The 15,634-nt window shown below is 68.9% G+C and carries 19 protein-coding genes; 7 read left to right on the forward strand and 12 right to left on the reverse strand.

Annotated features, from left to right (window positions below; genetic code table 11):
- Window positions 1-4: 4 nt before the first annotated feature.
- The 4 genes from ASG12_RS14360 to ASG12_RS14375 all read right to left on the reverse strand — a co-directional run bounded on the left by ASG12_RS14360 (window position 5) and on the right by ASG12_RS14375 (window position 2,983).
- Complete coding sequence (locus ASG12_RS14360) at window positions 5-481, reverse strand: hypothetical protein (protein ID WP_045823528.1); 477 nt, start codon at window positions 479-481, stop codon at window positions 5-7.
- Window positions 478-1,404: a mechanosensitive ion channel family protein gene (locus ASG12_RS14365; RefSeq protein ID WP_055791042.1), complete on the reverse strand. Its 927-nt coding sequence runs from the start codon at window positions 1,402-1,404 to the stop codon at window positions 478-480. The genes ASG12_RS14360 and ASG12_RS14365 overlap by 4 nt, the downstream gene beginning before the upstream one ends.
- Before the next feature lie 8 nt (window positions 1,405-1,412).
- The gene (gene prfB, locus ASG12_RS14370; RefSeq protein WP_045823529.1) at window positions 1,413-2,528 is read right to left on the reverse strand and encodes a peptide chain release factor 2; all 1,116 of its coding nucleotides are present in this window, start codon (window positions 2,526-2,528) and stop codon (window positions 1,413-1,415) included.
- 74 nt (window positions 2,529-2,602) lie between these two features.
- Window positions 2,603-2,983, reverse strand: a complete 381-nt coding sequence (locus ASG12_RS14375) for a hypothetical protein (protein WP_045823530.1) — start codon at window positions 2,981-2,983, stop codon at window positions 2,603-2,605.
- Between the two features lie 97 nt (window positions 2,984-3,080).
- On the opposite strand from ASG12_RS14375, the gene hisN reads away from it, so the two are divergent.
- On the forward strand, window positions 3,081-3,881 hold the full coding sequence (gene hisN, locus ASG12_RS14380; RefSeq protein ID WP_055790645.1) for a histidinol-phosphatase: 801 nt from the start codon (window positions 3,081-3,083) through the stop codon (window positions 3,879-3,881).
- On the opposite strand, the gene ASG12_RS21980 is transcribed toward hisN, so the two are convergent.
- Window positions 3,874-4,350: a DUF2752 domain-containing protein gene (locus ASG12_RS21980; protein ID WP_055790647.1), complete on the reverse strand. Its 477-nt coding sequence runs from the start codon at window positions 4,348-4,350 to the stop codon at window positions 3,874-3,876. The genes hisN and ASG12_RS21980 overlap by 8 nt on opposite strands.
- Window positions 4,347-4,757: an NINE protein gene (locus ASG12_RS14390; protein WP_082501991.1), complete on the reverse strand. Its 411-nt coding sequence runs from the start codon at window positions 4,755-4,757 to the stop codon at window positions 4,347-4,349. The genes ASG12_RS21980 and ASG12_RS14390 overlap by 4 nt, the downstream gene beginning before the upstream one ends.
- 226 nt (window positions 4,758-4,983) lie before the next feature.
- Here ASG12_RS14390 and ASG12_RS14395 point away from each other — a divergent pair, with 226 nt between their 5' ends.
- Window positions 4,984-6,351 carry an acyl-CoA dehydrogenase family protein gene (locus ASG12_RS14395; RefSeq protein ID WP_055790649.1) on the forward strand — a complete coding sequence of 456 codons (1,368 nt, stop codon included), beginning with the start codon at window positions 4,984-4,986 and terminating at the stop codon, window positions 6,349-6,351.
- A gap of 45 nt (window positions 6,352-6,396) precedes the next feature.
- Window positions 6,397-7,614: an acyl-CoA dehydrogenase family protein gene (locus tag ASG12_RS14400; RefSeq protein ID WP_055790651.1), complete on the forward strand. Its 1,218-nt coding sequence runs from the start codon at window positions 6,397-6,399 to the stop codon at window positions 7,612-7,614.
- A 113-nt stretch (window positions 7,615-7,727) separates the two neighbouring features.
- Here ASG12_RS14400 and ASG12_RS14405 read toward each other — a convergent pair whose 3' ends face one another.
- Window positions 7,728-9,215, reverse strand: a complete 1,488-nt coding sequence (locus ASG12_RS14405) for an MFS transporter (protein WP_055790654.1) — start codon at window positions 9,213-9,215, stop codon at window positions 7,728-7,730.
- 124 nt (window positions 9,216-9,339) lie between these two features.
- Here ASG12_RS14405 and ASG12_RS14410 point away from each other — a divergent pair, with 124 nt between their 5' ends.
- The 3 genes from ASG12_RS14410 to ASG12_RS14420 all read left to right on the forward strand — a co-directional run bounded on the left by ASG12_RS14410 (window position 9,340) and on the right by ASG12_RS14420 (window position 11,455).
- Window positions 9,340-9,921, forward strand: a complete 582-nt coding sequence (locus ASG12_RS14410; protein WP_162243428.1) for a TetR/AcrR family transcriptional regulator — start codon at window positions 9,340-9,342, stop codon at window positions 9,919-9,921.
- A 412-nt stretch (window positions 9,922-10,333) separates the two neighbouring features.
- Entirely contained in the window at window positions 10,334-10,663 is a 330-nt protein-coding gene (locus ASG12_RS14415; RefSeq protein ID WP_055790659.1) for a transglycosylase family protein, read from the forward strand.
- A gap of 195 nt (window positions 10,664-10,858) precedes the next feature.
- Window positions 10,859-11,455, forward strand: a complete 597-nt coding sequence (locus ASG12_RS14420; protein WP_055790661.1) for a TetR/AcrR family transcriptional regulator — start codon at window positions 10,859-10,861, stop codon at window positions 11,453-11,455.
- Between the two features lie 30 nt (window positions 11,456-11,485).
- Here the strand turns inward: ASG12_RS14420 and ASG12_RS14425 are convergent, their stop codons facing one another.
- Together ASG12_RS14425 and ASG12_RS14430 are read right to left on the reverse strand one after the other, a co-directional pair.
- The gene (locus ASG12_RS14425; protein WP_045823537.1) at window positions 11,486-11,944 is read right to left on the reverse strand and encodes a MaoC family dehydratase; all 459 of its coding nucleotides are present in this window, start codon (window positions 11,942-11,944) and stop codon (window positions 11,486-11,488) included.
- 39 nt (window positions 11,945-11,983) lie between these two features.
- Complete coding sequence (locus ASG12_RS14430; protein ID WP_156378104.1) at window positions 11,984-12,709, reverse strand: glycoside hydrolase family 25 protein; 726 nt, start codon at window positions 12,707-12,709, stop codon at window positions 11,984-11,986.
- Between the two features lie 80 nt (window positions 12,710-12,789).
- Between ASG12_RS14430 and ASG12_RS14435 the strand changes: the two genes are divergently transcribed.
- Window positions 12,790-13,425 carry a class I SAM-dependent methyltransferase gene (locus ASG12_RS14435; protein ID WP_055790664.1) on the forward strand — a complete coding sequence of 212 codons (636 nt, stop codon included), beginning with the start codon at window positions 12,790-12,792 and terminating at the stop codon, window positions 13,423-13,425.
- A gap of 16 nt (window positions 13,426-13,441) precedes the next feature.
- On the opposite strand, the gene ASG12_RS14440 is transcribed toward ASG12_RS14435, so the two are convergent.
- The 3 genes from ASG12_RS14440 to ASG12_RS14450 all read right to left on the reverse strand — a co-directional run bounded on the left by ASG12_RS14440 (window position 13,442) and on the right by ASG12_RS14450 (window position 15,630).
- Window positions 13,442-14,305, reverse strand: coding sequence for an SDR family NAD(P)-dependent oxidoreductase (locus ASG12_RS14440; RefSeq protein ID WP_055790666.1), 864 nt, complete (start codon window positions 14,303-14,305; stop codon window positions 13,442-13,444).
- Between the two features lie 105 nt (window positions 14,306-14,410).
- The gene (locus tag ASG12_RS14445; RefSeq protein WP_055790669.1) at window positions 14,411-15,118 is read right to left on the reverse strand and encodes a GntR family transcriptional regulator; all 708 of its coding nucleotides are present in this window, start codon (window positions 15,116-15,118) and stop codon (window positions 14,411-14,413) included.
- The gene (locus tag ASG12_RS14450) at window positions 15,115-15,630 is read right to left on the reverse strand and encodes a hypothetical protein (RefSeq protein ID WP_055790672.1); all 516 of its coding nucleotides are present in this window, start codon (window positions 15,628-15,630) and stop codon (window positions 15,115-15,117) included. The genes ASG12_RS14445 and ASG12_RS14450 overlap by 4 nt, the downstream gene beginning before the upstream one ends.
- Window positions 15,631-15,634 lie beyond the last annotated feature (4 nt).

Raw genomic sequence — 15,634 nt, forward strand, 5'->3', positions numbered from 1 at the left:
CGGGTCAGCGCACCGCCGTGGTGGTCGGTGTCTGCCCGGGCAACACGAGGCCGGGGATGGTGGGCAGTTGGAAACCCGGTGTGGTGGTCGTCGTGGACGGCGACCCGTCGGTCGGCGACGTCTGCTGATCGCCGGTGGTCGACGAGCTCGACGGGGCACTGCTCGACGACCGCGGTGTGCTGCGTGTCGTGGTGGGCTCGGTGTACTGCTGCGTCTCCTCGGTGGTGCGCGGCGCCGCCGTGCGGGTCGCCGACGCCGCGGCGGCCTCCTCGTCCAGACGGCTGTAGTAGTCGGCGCGCTGGCCGTAGAGCAGCAACAGTCCCAGGAACACGAGGAGCAGCACCACGGTGCTCGTCCGCGCGCGACCGCCGAACAGGTGGCGCGGCACCCGCGACAGCAGCGTGCGACGGGGAGGCACGGCCGGGTCGGCCTTCGTCAGCGACACCTGCTGACCCGAGGTGTCGGAGCGCTTCTCGCTCATTCGCTGCCCTCCCGCTGCGTCGTGGAGACCATCGCGCCGGTCTCGATGCTCTCGCCGGGGGCCAGCGAGATGCCCGCCCGCCCGAAGGCCCGCACGATCCGGGCCCGCAGATCGCGACTCACCTCGAACTGTTTGCCCGGCAGGGTGCGCGCGACGATGCGCACGGTGACGCCGTCGACCTCCATCTCGGTGACGCCCATGGGCGTCGGCTCGTCGAGGAGCAGCGGCCGCATCCGGGGATCGGCGAACGCCTGCTGGCCGATCCGGTGGAGGATCTCGTTGACGCGGCTGATGTCGGCGCCCACCGGCAGCGGGATGTCGACCACCGACCGCGCCCAGTCCTTCGACAAGTTGGTGGCCTTCACGATCTGGCCGTTGGGGACGGTGATGACCTCGCCGTCGGCGGAGCGGATCTTGGTGATGCGCAACGTGACGTCCTCGACGGTGCCCTCGGCGGTCGCGACCGACCCGACGATGGTCAGTTCCACCACGTCACCGAAGCCGTACTGCTTCTCGGTGATGATGAAGAACCCGGCGAGGAGATCCTGCACCACGCGCTGCGCGCCGAAACCGAGCGCAGCGCCGAGGACCGTGGCCGGTGCGACGAATCCGGTGATGGGCACGCCGAGTGCGCGGATGATGTTGAACACCGCGATGACGTAGACGATCACGATGGCGACCCAGGAGATGACCTGGGCGACCGAGTGCCGGTGTTTCGCCGATTCGGAGCGGACGAGTTCGTCGCTCTCGGTGAACGACTGGTCGATCCGTCCGGTGATGCGGGCGGTGCCCCACTGGATGAACCGGGTCATGATCATCGCGCCGACGATGAACAGGGCGATCTGCACTCCCTGGAGCGACAGGAAGCGGACCAGTTTGTCGGTGCCTGCCGGGGTCGGGGCGGCGAGGAGAACTGTGTGCACCACGGCTCCTAGCTGTCTGCCGAGGCCATCCGCCACCGGATGCCCGACTCGATGAAACCGTCGAGATCGCCGTCGAGGACCGCGGTCGGGTTGTTGACCTCGTACTCGGTCCGCAGGTCCTTGACCATCTGGTACGGGTGCAGGACGTAGGAACGCATCTGGTTGCCCCAGCTGGAGCCGCCGTCGCCCTTGAGGGCATCCATCTCGGCGCGCTCCTCCTTGCGCTTGACCTCGAGCAGCTTGGCCTGCAGCACCTTCATGGCGGCGACCTTGTTCTGCAACTGACTCTTCTCGTTCTGACAGGTCACCACGATGCCGGTGGGGACGTGGGTCAGACGCACCGCGGAGTCGGTGGTGTTGACCGACTGACCACCCGGACCCGACGACCGGTAGACGTCGACGCGCAGGTCGTTCTCGTCGATGTCGATGTGGTCGGTCGTCTCGACGACGGGGAGCACCTCGACCTCGGCGAAGGACGTCTGGCGCCGACCCTGGTTGTCGAACGGGCTGATCCGCACGAGGCGGTGGGTGCCCATCTCGATCGAGAGGGTGCCGTACATGTAGGGGCCCTTGACCGCGAAGGTCGCGCTCTTGAGCCCGGCCTCCTCGGCGTAGGAGGTGTCGTAGACCTCGACGCCGTAGTCGTGCTTCTCGGCCCACCGGATATACATGCGCATCAGCATCTCGGCCCAGTCCGCGGCGTCGACGCCACCTGCGCCCGAGCGGATGTTGACCAGGGCGTCGCGGGCGTCGTACTCGCCGGCGAGCATGGTCTTGACCTCCATCGCCTCGATGTCGGCGCGCAGCGATGCTCGCTCGGCGTCGGCGTCGGCGAGGCCGGTGGTGCGGTCGTCGCCCTCTTCGTCCTCGGCGAGTTCGTAGAGGACGGGCAGGTCGTCGAGTCGGCTGCGCAGCGCGGTGACCCGACGGAACTCACCCTGCGCGTGCGACAGCTCACTCGTCACCTGCTGGGCGTGTTCCTGGTTGTTCCACAGTTCGGGATCGGCCGCCTGGTGCTCGAGTTCGTCGATGCGGCGGGCGAGTTCCTCGAGATCGAGCACCTTCTCGACCGTGGTCAGGGTGGTGTCGAGGGAGTCGAGGTCGGTCTGTACGTCGGGTTGCACGGTTCACCAGGCTACGTGTTGGGCGGCGATGCGCCGCCCACAGCGGGGTGAGGGGCGCGGGGACGACGGGCGACTCACGCGGCGGGCGGGACCTCGAGGCTGCCGAATCGCCAGCTGGTGTCGGTCTTGCCGGGCTTGTAGACCACCGGCATGTCGGCACCGATCTGTGGCCACGGCGTCTTGCCGGTGACGACCATGTGTCCGTAGACGTTCGTGGGCGCGGTGTCGGGGCCGATGATCGTGCCCGAGACGGTGCAGTACATCTGGTCGTTGCGGTCGCCCTCGTCGGGACGGTCGCTGACACCGGTGACCGTCAGGGTGCCCTGGACGAAGCCGGCACCGACTCCCCCGCCGCCGAACAGACCGCCGGTTCCGCCGGCGCGACCCCGTCGCCACTGGAGCACCATGAACGTCAGCAGCACCGCGAACATGACGAACAACACGACCGAGACCATCTGCTCCCGTACTCCTCTACTTCGTCGCTCCGGCCGATGACCGGAGGAGAGATTCGGACAATTCGCCTCGCCCGAACTGCCCAGTAGCCTACCGGGCATGGCATCGCACCCGTCTGATCTGCAGCTGGCCCTCGAGATGGCCGACCGCGCCGACGCGATCACCGCGGCCCGTTTCGGTGCACTGGATCTGCAGGTCTCGGACAAACCCGATCTGACGCCGGTGTCCGACGCCGATCTCGCGGTGGAGACCGACGTGCGCGCCGTCCTCGCCGAGCGTCGACCCGACGACGCCGTACTGGGCGAGGAATTCGGCGGCGCGGTCCGTCTCGCAGGTCGGCAGTGGGTGGTCGACCCGATCGACGGGACGAAGAATTTCGTCCGCGGCGTCCCGGTGTGGGCCACGCTCATCAGCCTGCTCGTCGACGGCCGACCCGTGCTCGGGGTGGTGTCGGCTCCGGCACTGCACCGGCGGTGGTGGGCGGCCGAGGGCGAGGGCGCGTTCGCGACGGTCGGCGCCGGTGAGCCGCGACGACTCGCGGTGTCGGGGGTGGCCGAGATCGGCGCGTCGAGCCTGGCGTTCTCGAGCTTGAGCGGGTGGGCCGATCGCGGCGCCCGGGACCGGTTCATCGCCCTCACCGATGCGGTGTGGCGGGTCCGTGGTTACGGCGACTTCTTCAACTACTGCCTGGTGGCCGAGGGTGCGGTCGACGTGGCGGCCGAGCCGGAGGTGTCCCTGTGGGATCTCGCGGCGCTCGATGTGCTGGTCCGCGAGGCGGGCGGGGTGTTCACCGACCTCACCGGTGCGCCAGGACCGCACGGCGGCAGCGCGGTAGCCACGAACGGCCTGCTGCACGACGCGGTGGTCGACGCCCTCGGTGTCACCGCACCGGTCAGGTGACGGGCGGGAACCAGCCGGTGCCGACACCTGCGTCGATCGCGCGCGCCACGCCGTAGGCGATCCAGAGCCCGGCGACGAGCCACACCACCGGATGGCGCGCGACCCCGGCGACCCGCCCGATACGCGCGGGTCCGGCGGCGGCGACCGCGAGGGTGAGCACGACCATCGCGGCGACGAACGCCATGCTGATCGGCCCGAAGGCGTTGTAGGAGAACGCCGTCGCGACATCGCCGTGGCCGAGCGCGATCCAACTCCGCGTGAGGCCGCATCCGGGGCAGGGCAGACCGGTGACCATGCGGAACGGGCACAGCACCGGCCCCGACGTGCTCATCGACCGCGGCAGCGCCACGGCGGCGGCGATCGCCCCCGCACCGGCGGCCGCCGCGATCAGCACCGACACCCTCGCACCGACACCCTCGTCGCCCTCGGCGGGTCGACGGGTGGGCGCGGTGGTCGGCGCGGACGTCACCGCAGCGGGACGCCGTTCGAGTCGGGCACCTTGCGCAGGATGATCAGGATGAAATCGATCAGCGACCACACGCCGAGTCCACCACAGGTGATGAGCTTGAGGATGCCCAGACCGGTGTAGCCCAGCCAGAAGCGGTCGATGCCCAGGGACCCGAGGAAGAAGGAGATGAGGACGGTGGTGAGCCAGTCCTTGTCGGAGAACAGTCCCGGCACCTGCGAGACGGGGAACCACGAACTGGTGGTGGTGCGCACCTGCATCTCTGGCTTGAGCTGGCCGGTGCGGGTGAGGTTCTGCAGGTCGAAGTAGGTCATCGGACCCTGCTCCTGACCGAGGATCGCGGCGTAGAAGGTGTCGTTCTGGGGGCCCGACGGCGGCTGCATCGGCGTACCCATGGGTGGTTGCGTCATGCGCAACAGATTAGGTCACACAACTCGGCAAAACGGCCTGGACGACACATTGGATCCCACCCAGATCAGCCACGTCGTCGAAATGGGTGGTGACATCTTCCTTACCGGTCGGTAAGGTGCATCTTACTGCCGAGTAAGATCGGCATCGCCGCAAGTCGGAGCCCTCGGGCCACCCGACACTGCGTCGTCCAGCCCTGAACATCGACCACGAAACTGTAGGTGCGAAATGTCTACTCACACTGAGCCGCGCGACACCTCCGCGGTGGGCAAGAACGCCCCTAAGACGAACGCGATCGGTGCCGCGATGCGGTTCCTGACCGTTCTCACCGGATCGGACATCGCCGAGCGCTTCGGCCTCCGCGAGCCGATCAACCGCGTCGCCTACCAGGGCACCAAGAGCGGATTCCAGACCCTCGGCGCGGCGACCCGCGCGTTCAAGACCGTGCAGGGCGGTGGCTCACCCAAGCGCCTCAGCACCCCGGGCAAGGATTACTTCAACATCGCCCCGGACGACGAGCAGAAGATGATCGCGGACACCGCGCGCGAGTTCTCCGAGGAGATCCTGCGTCCGGCCGCGCACGACGCCGATGAGGCCGCCACCGCGCCCGAGGAGCTGCTGACCCGGTTCGCCGAGCTCGGCATCACCACCATCAACGTGCCCGAGGAGTTCGACGGCGCGGCCAGCGAGCGCGGCGTGGTCACCAACGGCCTCGTCGCCGAGGCGATGGCCTACGGCGACATGGGTCTGGCGATCCCGCTGCTAGCACCGAGCGGTGTCGCGACCACGCTGACGCAGTACGGCAGCGACGCGCAGCAGAAGACCTTCCTCCCCGACTACGCCGGTGAGAACGTCCCGCAGTCGTCGGTGATCATCGCCGAGCCCCGCGCTCTGTTCGACGCCTTCGACATCAAGACCAAGGCGACCCGCGCGCCCAGCGGCTACAAGCTCGACGGCGTGAAGTCGTTCGTGCCCGCCGCCGGCTCGTCGGAGCTGTTCGTCATCGGCGCGAACCTCGACGGCCGCCCGGCGCTGTTCCTCGTGGAGGCCGACACCGAGGGCCTCATCGTCGAGGCCGATCCCGGCATGGGAGTGCGTGCGGCTGGGATGGGTCGCGTCGTGCTCAACAACGTGTCGGTCCCCAAGTCGGCTCTGCTCGGCGAGGAAGAGGGCGACGCGGCGTTCGCGGCCTACCGCGACGTGGTCCGGTTGTCCCGCCTCGGCTGGTCGTCGCTGGCCGTCGGCACCTCGCAGGCCGTGCTCGACTACGTGGTCCCCTACGTCAACGACCGTGTCGCCTTCGGCGAGCCGGTCTCCAACCGTCAGGGCGTCGCGTTCCCCGTCGCCGTGATGGCCACCGAGCTCGACGCACTGCGCCTGGTCACCCAGCGCGGCACCTCGCGCGCCGAGCAGGGACTGTCCTACGCCCGTGAGGCGGCACTCGCCCGGAAGCTGGTGTCCGACAAGGGCATGCAGATCGGTTCCGACGGTGTGCAGCTCCTCGGTGGGCACGGCTTCACCAAGGAGCACCCCGTCGAGCGGTGGTACCGCGACCTGCGCGCGGCCTCCATCGGCGAGGGCATCGTCGTCCTGTAACCGTCCCGACTCCCCCAACGACTTCTTCCTCGAAAAGAGAAAACCATGGCAATCAATCTCGAACTGCCCAAGAAGCTCCTGGTGACCGTCGACCAGGCGCACCAGGCGGCGGCGAACATCTTCCGGCCCGTCTCGCGCAAATACGACCTGCGCGAGCACGATTACCCCATCGAGCTCGACACCCTGGCCAGCCTGTACGACGGTCTCACCGAGACCGGTCAGGCCGGCGCGGGCGCCGACGGCGGACGCAAGCAGCCGCAGAAGGAGCTGCCCGAGGGCGCCGTCGCCAACGGCGGCAACATGGCGGCCTGCCTCAACGTCCTCGAGACGTCCTGGGGTGACGTGGGTCTGGTACTCAGCATGCCGTTCCAGGGTCTCGGCAACGCCGCGATCTCGGCGGTCGCGACCGACGAGCAGCTCGAGAGCTTCGGCAAGGTGTGGGCCGCCATGGCCATCACCGAGCCCGGCTTCGGCTCCGACTCCGCCGCCGTGTCGACCACGGCCGTTCTCGACGGCGACGAGTACGTCATCAACGGCGAGAAGATCTACGTGACGGCCGGCTCACGCGCCACCCACATCGTGGTGTGGGCGACGGTCGACAAGAGTGCCGGTCGCGCCGCGATCAAGAGCTTCGTGGTCCCGCGTGAGCACCCGGGTGTCACGATCGAGCGTCTCGAACACAAGCTCGGCATCAAGGTCTCCGACACCGCGCAGATCCGGTTCGAGAACTGCCGCATCCCGAAGGAGAATCTGCTCGGTTCGCCCGAGGTGGACACCAAGAAGGGGTTCGGCGGCGTCATGCAGACGTTCGACAACACCCGTCCGATGGTGGCCGCGATGGCTGTGGGCGTGACGCGCGCCGCCCTCGAGGAGATCCGTCGTCTGCTCGAGGAGGCGGGTGTCGAGATCGATTACGACAAGCCCGCGCACTCCCAGCACGCCGCAGCGGCGGAGTTCATCCGCCTCGAGTCCGACTACGAGGGGGCGTACCTGCTGATGCTGCGCGCCGCCTGGATGGCCGACAACAAGGAGCCGAACTCCAAGGAGGCGTCGATGTCGAAGGCGAAGGCCGGACGCACCGTCGTCGACGTCACCACCCGCGCGGTGGAGCTGGCCGGCACCTTGGGCTACTCCGAACACCTGTTGCTGGAGAAGTGGGCGCGCGACTCGAAGATCCTCGACATCTTCGAGGGCACCCAGCAGATCCAGAACCTCGTCATCGCACGTCGCGTGCTCAACAAGACCAGCGCCGAACTGAAGTGAGGACGTGCTGTCGCCGCCGCCGGTGACAGCAGCAGAGGGCCCGGACACACCGAGGGGTGCGTCCGGGCCCTTCTTCGTCTGCGCGCACGGCGATCACACGCCCACGCGTCGGGTCAGCCGACCTCGACCGGGGTCGCGATCGATTCGGTCGAATTGTCGACGGCACGCTGACGCCGCTCGCCCTGCGTGAGGGCCATCAGCACCATCCCGGCGCCCAGCAGGATCGCCGAGGCCCAGAACGTCTGCTGCACACCGGCGGTGAAGGCGTGCAGCGGCGTACCTCCGGCCGCCGCACTCGCCGACCCGAACACCGTCACCAGAACCGCGAGGCCCAGCGTGCCGCCGAGTTGCTGCATCGCGTTGACCATGCCCGAGGCCGCGCCGGCATCGGCCGGGGCCACCCCGCGCAGCGCCGCAGTGGTCAGCGACAGGAACGACGTCCCGCCGCCGAGGCCGATGAGGATCATCGGGCCGATCAGCTCGAGGTAGCTCGAGCCCTGGTGGATCTGGGTCAGCCACAGCATGCCGGCGATCGCCAGACCGAAGCCCACCATCAGCAGTGCCCGACCCGAGAACCGCACCGATGCGTATCGCGCCGAGAACTGGGTCGCCGCGAATGTCGACGCGGTCATCGGCAGATACGCCAAACCGGTCTGCAGCGGGCCGTAGTGCAGCACGTCCTGCAGGAACTGCGTGAGGAAGAACATCATCCCCATGAAGCCCGCGACCATCACCAGACGTCCGGCGTACGACGCCGAGCGCGGCACGCTGGCGAACAGACGCAGAGGTGTGATCGGTTGGGCCGCCCGGCGTTCGGCGACAACGAAGGCGCCCAGCAGAGCGACGCCCACGATCAGGGAGACGAGGGTGACCGCGTCCGACCACCCCTTCTCCGCGGCGTTGACCAGGCCGTAGACGACCATGCCGATCCCGACCGTCGAGTAGAGCGCACCCTGCAGGTCGAACGGCTTGCGCGAACGCTCGGTGGCGGGCAGGGACAGCGCGCCGGCGATGAGCACGACGATGCCGATCGGCACGTTGACGAACAGCACCCAGCGCCAGTTCAACCACTGGGTGAGCGCACCACCGAGCACGAGGCCGATCGAGAAGCCGCCGATGGAGACGGCGGTGAACAGCCCCAGGGCCCGATTGCGTTCCCGCCCTTCGGGGAACCGCGTCATGAGCAGCGCGAGGGCCGCAGGCGCGGCGACCGCGGCGCCCACGCCCTGCGCCGCCCGGGCCACCAGGAGCGCGACACCGTCGACGGCGAACCCGCCGGCCATCGAGGCGACGACGAACAGCGCGAGTCCACCGAGGAAGGTGCGGCGGCGTCCGAGGATGTCGCCCATGCGGGCCCCCAACAGCAGGAGCCCTCCGAAGGTCAGGGTGTACGCGTTGAGCACCCACGACAGCGATGTCGACGAGAAGCCCAGTGCGCGTTGAATGTCGGGGAGTGCGACGTTGACGATGGTCGCATCGACGACCACCATCAGCTGGCACCCCAGCACGCTGATGAGCACCAGCGTGCCGAGGTGGCGGGACAGTGCGCCGGGCACCCGGCCCGATGGGGCCGGGGAACGGCGAACAGAGGGAATGGACATGTGTGGTCTCCCTAGAGGGTCGGAGTACACTCGAGCGCGAAACGGAAGCTTCCTCCGGATACGATACGGAGGCTCCCTCCGTTTTGCAACACCTCATGCTGCCCGCATCGACAAGGAGGTCGGAGTGACGAAGGCGACCCCGGCCGTCTCCCGCGCCCCCCGCGCCGACGCCGTCCGCAATCGCGACAAGCTGGTCGCCGCGGCACGTGCACTGTTCGCCGAGGGTGGTGTCGACACACCGCTCGAGCGCGTGGCCGCCGACGCCGGTGTCGGGATCGGCACCCTGTACCGCAACTTCCCCAGTCGCCAGTCGCTGATCGAGGCCGTCTACCGCAGTCAGTCCGAGGAGATCGTCGCCAACGGCAAGCAGTTCGGCGAGACCATGGCTCCCGACGACGCGCTGGTCGCCGTCTTCGACGAGTACCTCCGCACGGCGGCGTCCAAGCGTGGGATGAAAGAGGTCATCCTCGCCGAGCTCGGTGCCGACGCCCCGGTGTTCGTCGACTCCCGGGAGAACTCCCGCGCCATGATCGAGACGATCCTGGTCGCGGGACAGGAGCAGGGTCTGTTCCGTGACGACGTGACCGCCGATCAGGTCTTCCGGCTCATCGGCGGACTGTCGATGACCTGTCACGTCAACGGCGACATCGCCGACAGTCGCCCGCTCGTCCGCGTGGTCATCGACGGGCTCCGTCGCACGCGCTGAGCCTCGGATCGACAGGCTCGCGACCGTCGCCGACGCCGTTCCGGACCCTCGGTCGGGACGTGTCCCCGTTCACATGAACACGGTGTTCCTCGTCACGAGAACACCCGGCTGGGCACCCGTCCACCCCCTTTCCGACACGCCGCGATGACCTGCTCCGACGACGGCCCGACGGCGTCGCGAGCCCCGTCTCGCCGACCCCCCACCACCCGGTTTCTCGATGTGACCGCACGCCGTGTCGGTTTGTAGCGTCGCCTCCGGTTCGAGATCGAGTGCTCTCGTCGCCCTGCGATGACGGCCTGCCGAGCAGACCTGCATTCGATCTCGACGACCGCCCGAGCGAGTCCACGGGCGGGAGAGAACACCCAGCGCCGCGCACACCGACATCTCGACCGCGGCGCGTTGAGGAGACACCATGAGCACGACCATCCGCACCCTGACCCTGCGCGCAGGAGTCACCGGCGTCCTGGCCGCTGCATCGTTCGGCCTGATGGCCGGCACCGCGTCCGCCGAGGGCGGGCACGACTGGGACGCGGTCGCCGCATGCGAGAGTGGCGGCAACTGGGCGATCAACACCGGCAACGGCTACTCCGGTGGCCTGCAGTTCACCCAGAGCACCTGGGAGGCCAACGGTGGTAGCGGCAGCCCCGCCGCCGCCAGCCGCGAGGAGCAGATCCGCGTCGCGGAGAACGTGCTCGCCTCGCAGGGACCGGGCGCATGGCCGGTCTGCGGCAGCAACCTCTGATCTGAGGATGTGACGCCCGAAGGGGCGACACGAGAACCCGGCTCCACGCGCGGAGCCGGGTTCTCGCGTGTGTGGGGCAGAATGTGTGCAAGTGAGCAGTTCGCGGTGCACACTGTGGATCAATATTGATTCATTAGATATTGTCAACGTGGACCGCAGTCCACATCGGCTTGCGTGAGGGTGAGGGATCGACAGATGAACACAGGCCGTTCCACGGTCGCGCGGGGTACCGGCCGCGATGTATTGCTCGACGCGACCTTGCGGCTGATCGGCGAGCGGGGGCTCCACGCGATCACGCTGCGTGAGGTCGCGGCGGCGGCGGGTCTGTCGCTGGGGTCGACCACGTACCACTTCGCCGACCGCGACGCCCTGCTCATCGCGGCCCTGTCGCGCTTCGCCGACTCGGTCGTCGAGCAGTGCGACACCGCGCTGGCCCGGCCCGAGCTCGACACCATGACCCCGCGCGAACTGATGGCCGCGGTGTTCGCCGATTTCAGTGCCTCGTACTGCGAGCCGAACCGGATGCTGGCGCAGCTCGAGATGTACACCGAGGCCGCACGCAATCCAGCCGTCGCCGCGATCTCCGACCGCTGCATGGCCGCCTACCGGCGCCTGCTGGTCCGCGCGTTCGCCGCGGCCGGCCTACCCGACGCCGAGACCGACGCGCGCATCGCGCACGTGATGGTCTACGCCGACGGTCTCGCGCTGCAGAGCGCCGCCATGGGCACCCCCTGCGCACTGCAGGCGGATGCACCGGCGGTCATCTGGGCGCTCGCCACCGCCTCCCTCTGATCAGGGGCCGCGCCGTAGGGCGCAAGACGGTCAGAAGGCGACGCGGGTGATGGTCTCGGCCACCAACGACGGCTTCGGGGCGTCGCGCACGGTCAGCGTCTGCGTGACCACCATCTCGACCATCCCGTCCTTCGTGGCCTGCGCCGAGGTCAGCACCGCGGTCAGGGAGACCTCGGAGCCGACCGGCACCGGAGCCGGGAAGCGCACCTTGTTCGAGCCGTAGTTGATACCCAGCTTCGCATTCTCGATGCTGTAGAGCTGCCACGCCAGCATCGGCACCAGCGACAGCGTGAGGTAGCCGTGGGCGATCGGCCCGCCGAACGGGCTCTCGGCCTTCGCGCGCTCGACGTCGACATGGATCCACTGGTGATCACCGGTCGCCTCGGCGAACTGGTTCACCCGTTCCTGGGTGATCGTCAACCAATCGGTGGTGCCCAGGGTCTCCCCTGCCGCACCGAGGATGTCGTCTGCAGATGTGAACACTCGCATGGGGCAAACCTACCGCCGCGACCGCAGGGCGACCGGTGATCAGCTGTTCGCGTAGGCGCGCAGTGGGCCCTGCGAACCGCTGTACCGGTTCATGTCGGTGCGTCCCGGGATCCCGGGGACCGACGCGCTGCTCGTGTACTGCCAGAACGCCCACCGGGTCCAGCCCCCGGGCAGCGGCCCGGGCGCCGAGCGCCCGTTGTAGTCGGCGATCCACAGCGGGTAGCCGCGGAAGGCGTTCGTGTTGGCCATCGCCGTACGCCAGAAGTTCGGATAGGTGTAGATGATCGGCGTCCGCCCGGTCAGCAGGCGGACGGTGTCGAGATACTGCTGCGTCCACGCGATGAGCGCGCCGGGCCCCAGGCCGCCGGTCTTCTCCAGGTCGAGCACGGGTGGCAGGTCGCCGTATCCGTTGATGCCGAGCGTCACCGTGGCGAACAGTGCCGCCTGCGGCGCGGCGGGCAGCGCGGGGTCGGCGTAGTGATAGGAACCGCGCGCGACGCCGGCCAGCCGCATGCCGATCGAGTCGGGCACGAAGTACGGGTTGACGTAGCTCAGTCCCTCGGTCGCCTTGACCATGGCCATGTCCTGCCCCGAGGCCTTCACCGCGAACCAGTTGATGAGGGTGCCGTTGACGTGCTGCCAGGACGACACGTCAGGGCCGGTGTCGGCGGCCGCCACCGCCGCGGGTGCCGCCCCGACCATCGCCGTCGCCACAAAGATCGTCGCGACACACCGTCGCAGTCGTTGACTTCGCATCACTCGCATGCTGTGACGGTAGGGCATGAAGTGGCCCGAGGTACAGGTGTGACCCCGTCGAGCGGTCGCGTTCTCAGTAGGGTGACGGCATGGACGAGGACTTCTGGAACGCCCGATACGACGAGGACGATCGCGTGTGGAGCGGCGATCCGAACGGCGCCCTGGTCGACGAGATGACCGACGTGGCCCCCGGCCGCGCGCTCGACCTGGGCAGCGGCGAGGGCGACGACGCCCGCTGGCTCGCCGCCCGCGGGTGGGAGGTCACGGCGGTCGACATCTCGAGCGTCGCCATCGACCGGGCACGCGCACTCGGCGCGGCCGGCTCTATCACGTGGGAGCGACGTGACGTCGCCGTCGACGGTCCGCCGTCCGGCCCGTTCGATCTGGTGTCGATGCAGTACTTCCCGATGATGCGGGTCGAGGGCGACGGACCGATGCGCGCGCTGCTCGACGTCGTCGCTCCCGGCGGCACCCTGCTGTGGGTCGCACACGACATGACCGACATCCACCGTCACCAGGCCGAGCACGCTGCGAACGCGACCGACGACGAACCCCGGTGGCGCGGGCCCGATCTCGACAGCATGTACCACACCGAGCACGTCGCAGCCCTGCTCGGCGGCGGATGGACGCTGGTGCGCAACGAGTTACGGCCGCGCCGACACAGCGGCGTCGGCGGCGGAGCCCATCACGTGAACGACGTGGTGCTGCGGGCCGTGCGCGGGTAACCCGGCCCGGGGTCGGTCAGCCGAGCGGGTTGGAACCCGGTGTTGCCGCGGTCATGTCGGTGACGGTGGACCACTGCGCGCGCAGGTCGTCGACCGAGGGCGGGGTGTCGAAGTGCACGCCCGCGTTGTGGAAGATCTGCGCGCGGGCCACCTGCCCGCCGCCGACCTCGAAGATCGACCCGGTGTCGGTGCACTCCTCGCTCATCAGGTGCGCGACGACCGGTGCGACGAAGGCCGGGGAGAGCTTCTCGAGCATCTCCGCGGGCGCGATGTCCTCGGTCATACGCGTGGCGGCAAGCGGCGCAACCGCGTTCGCGATGATGGAGTACTTGGCGCCCTCGACCGCCAGGGTGTTGATCAGCCCCACCAGTCCGAGTTTCGCGGCGCCGTAGTTGGCCTGCCCGAAGTTGCCGTAGAGACCGCTGGTCGAGGTGGCGACCACGACGCGACCGAAGCGCTGCTCGCGGAAGTGCGGCCACGCCGCGCGGGTCACGTTGTACCCGCCGTAGAGGTGGACCTTGATGACGGCGTCGAAGTTCTCGTCGCTCATCTTGTGGAACGAGCCGTCGCGCAGGATGCCCGCGTTGTTCACGACGCCATGGATGGCGCCGAAGGTGTCGAGTGCGGTCTGCACCAGCGCCTGCGCGCCCTCGGCGGTGGCCACGGAATCGTAGTTGGCGACGGCGCGGCCACCGGCGGCGGTGATCTCGGAGACCACGGTGTCGGCCATCGCCGAACCGCTGCCCGACCCGTCGCGGGCTCCGCCGAGGTCGTTGACCACCACGAGTGCGCCTTCGGCGGCGAGCAGCGTCGCGTACTCACGACCCAACCCACCTCCGGCGCCGGTCACCACGACCACCCGGTCCTCGACTCCACTCACTGTTCGCTCCTGCCCTCGCCCGACATGTCGTCGCGACGTGTCTACCACCCGAGGTGACCGGCGACACCGACACCTCGCCGACGGCGACACCTCACCGACGGCGCGTCACTCGCGCAGGATCGCCTCGAACGCCACGCGGTCACCGCGGTAGAGCGAGCGCACCTTCTCGATGGGGCGCCCGTCGACATCGAGGCTGCGGCGGTGCATCAACAGCATCGGCATCGCGGTGGTCGTCTCGAGCAGGGTGGCCTCGCGGGGTGAGGCGAGGACGGTCTCGATCCGCTCGTTCGCGCTGCCGAAGGTGACCCCGGCCTCGCGGATCGCCGCGTACAGCGAGGTGGTCGGATCGAAGGTGTCGGTGAACGTTCCGAATCGATCCCAGGGCAGGAAGGTGCTCTCCAGCCCGAGCTTGGCGCCGTCGGCGAGCAGCACCCGCTCGAGGTGCATCACCGTCGACCCGCGGGCGATCTGCAGTTCGCCGCAGAGTTCGTCGTCGCCGACGATGTCCTCCCACGTCACCAGCAGACGTCCGGGCACACGTCCGTGGCTGATCGCCCCCTCGGTGTAGGACAGCAGCGACAACGGTTGGACGAGCTTGGGTGCGGCGACCACGGTTCCCCGACCTCGCCGCTCGATACGACCCTCCACCAGCAACTCGTGGAAGGCCTGGCGGACGGTCTCGCGCGACACCGCGAACCGTTCGGCGAGGTCTCGCTCGGCCGGGACCGCGTCGCCCACCTCGAGGGTGTCGACGATCCGCTCCAGCTCGGTCCGCACCGCGTAGTACTTGGGGACCTTGGGCGCGGCGGTCATCTCCGGGCCACCCGTCGCGCGACGTCCAACGCCTCGTCGATCGACAGTGCCTGTGCACCGGGCACTTTGGCGGCGTCGTCGTAGCGGCGCAGCCGGAGCGCGTCGGGCCACCAGACGTGACCGGTGCGAGATGATGTCGCGAGTGCCCCACCCTGATACGCCAACGAGCGGACCGACGTCGGCGACAGCGCGCGCGCATAGTCCTCGTCGGTGGCGGCGAGATACTGCTTGGCCTCCACGTGCGCCCCGGCGAGCCAGCCGACACGAGCGCCGAACCGTGCGGTGAGCCATTCCTGCGCCGCGTCCTCGTGATGCACCGAGGGATCGGTGAGCACCAGCGGACTGTGTCCGACGTCGTGCAGCACGCTCGCGAGGGCCAGCTCGTCGTCGGCGTCGTCGTCGGCCGCCCGACGTCCGGCCTGCAGCGCGTGGTCGAGTTCATCGACCTCCACCTCGTCCCACACCCCACGCAGCGACGCCAGTACCTGCGCCGTCTCGTCGATCACGTCCACTCCG

The sequence above is a fragment of the Williamsia sp. Leaf354 genome (genome assembly GCF_001424365.1).
GTDB lineage: Bacteria > Actinomycetota > Actinomycetes > Mycobacteriales > Mycobacteriaceae > Williamsia_A.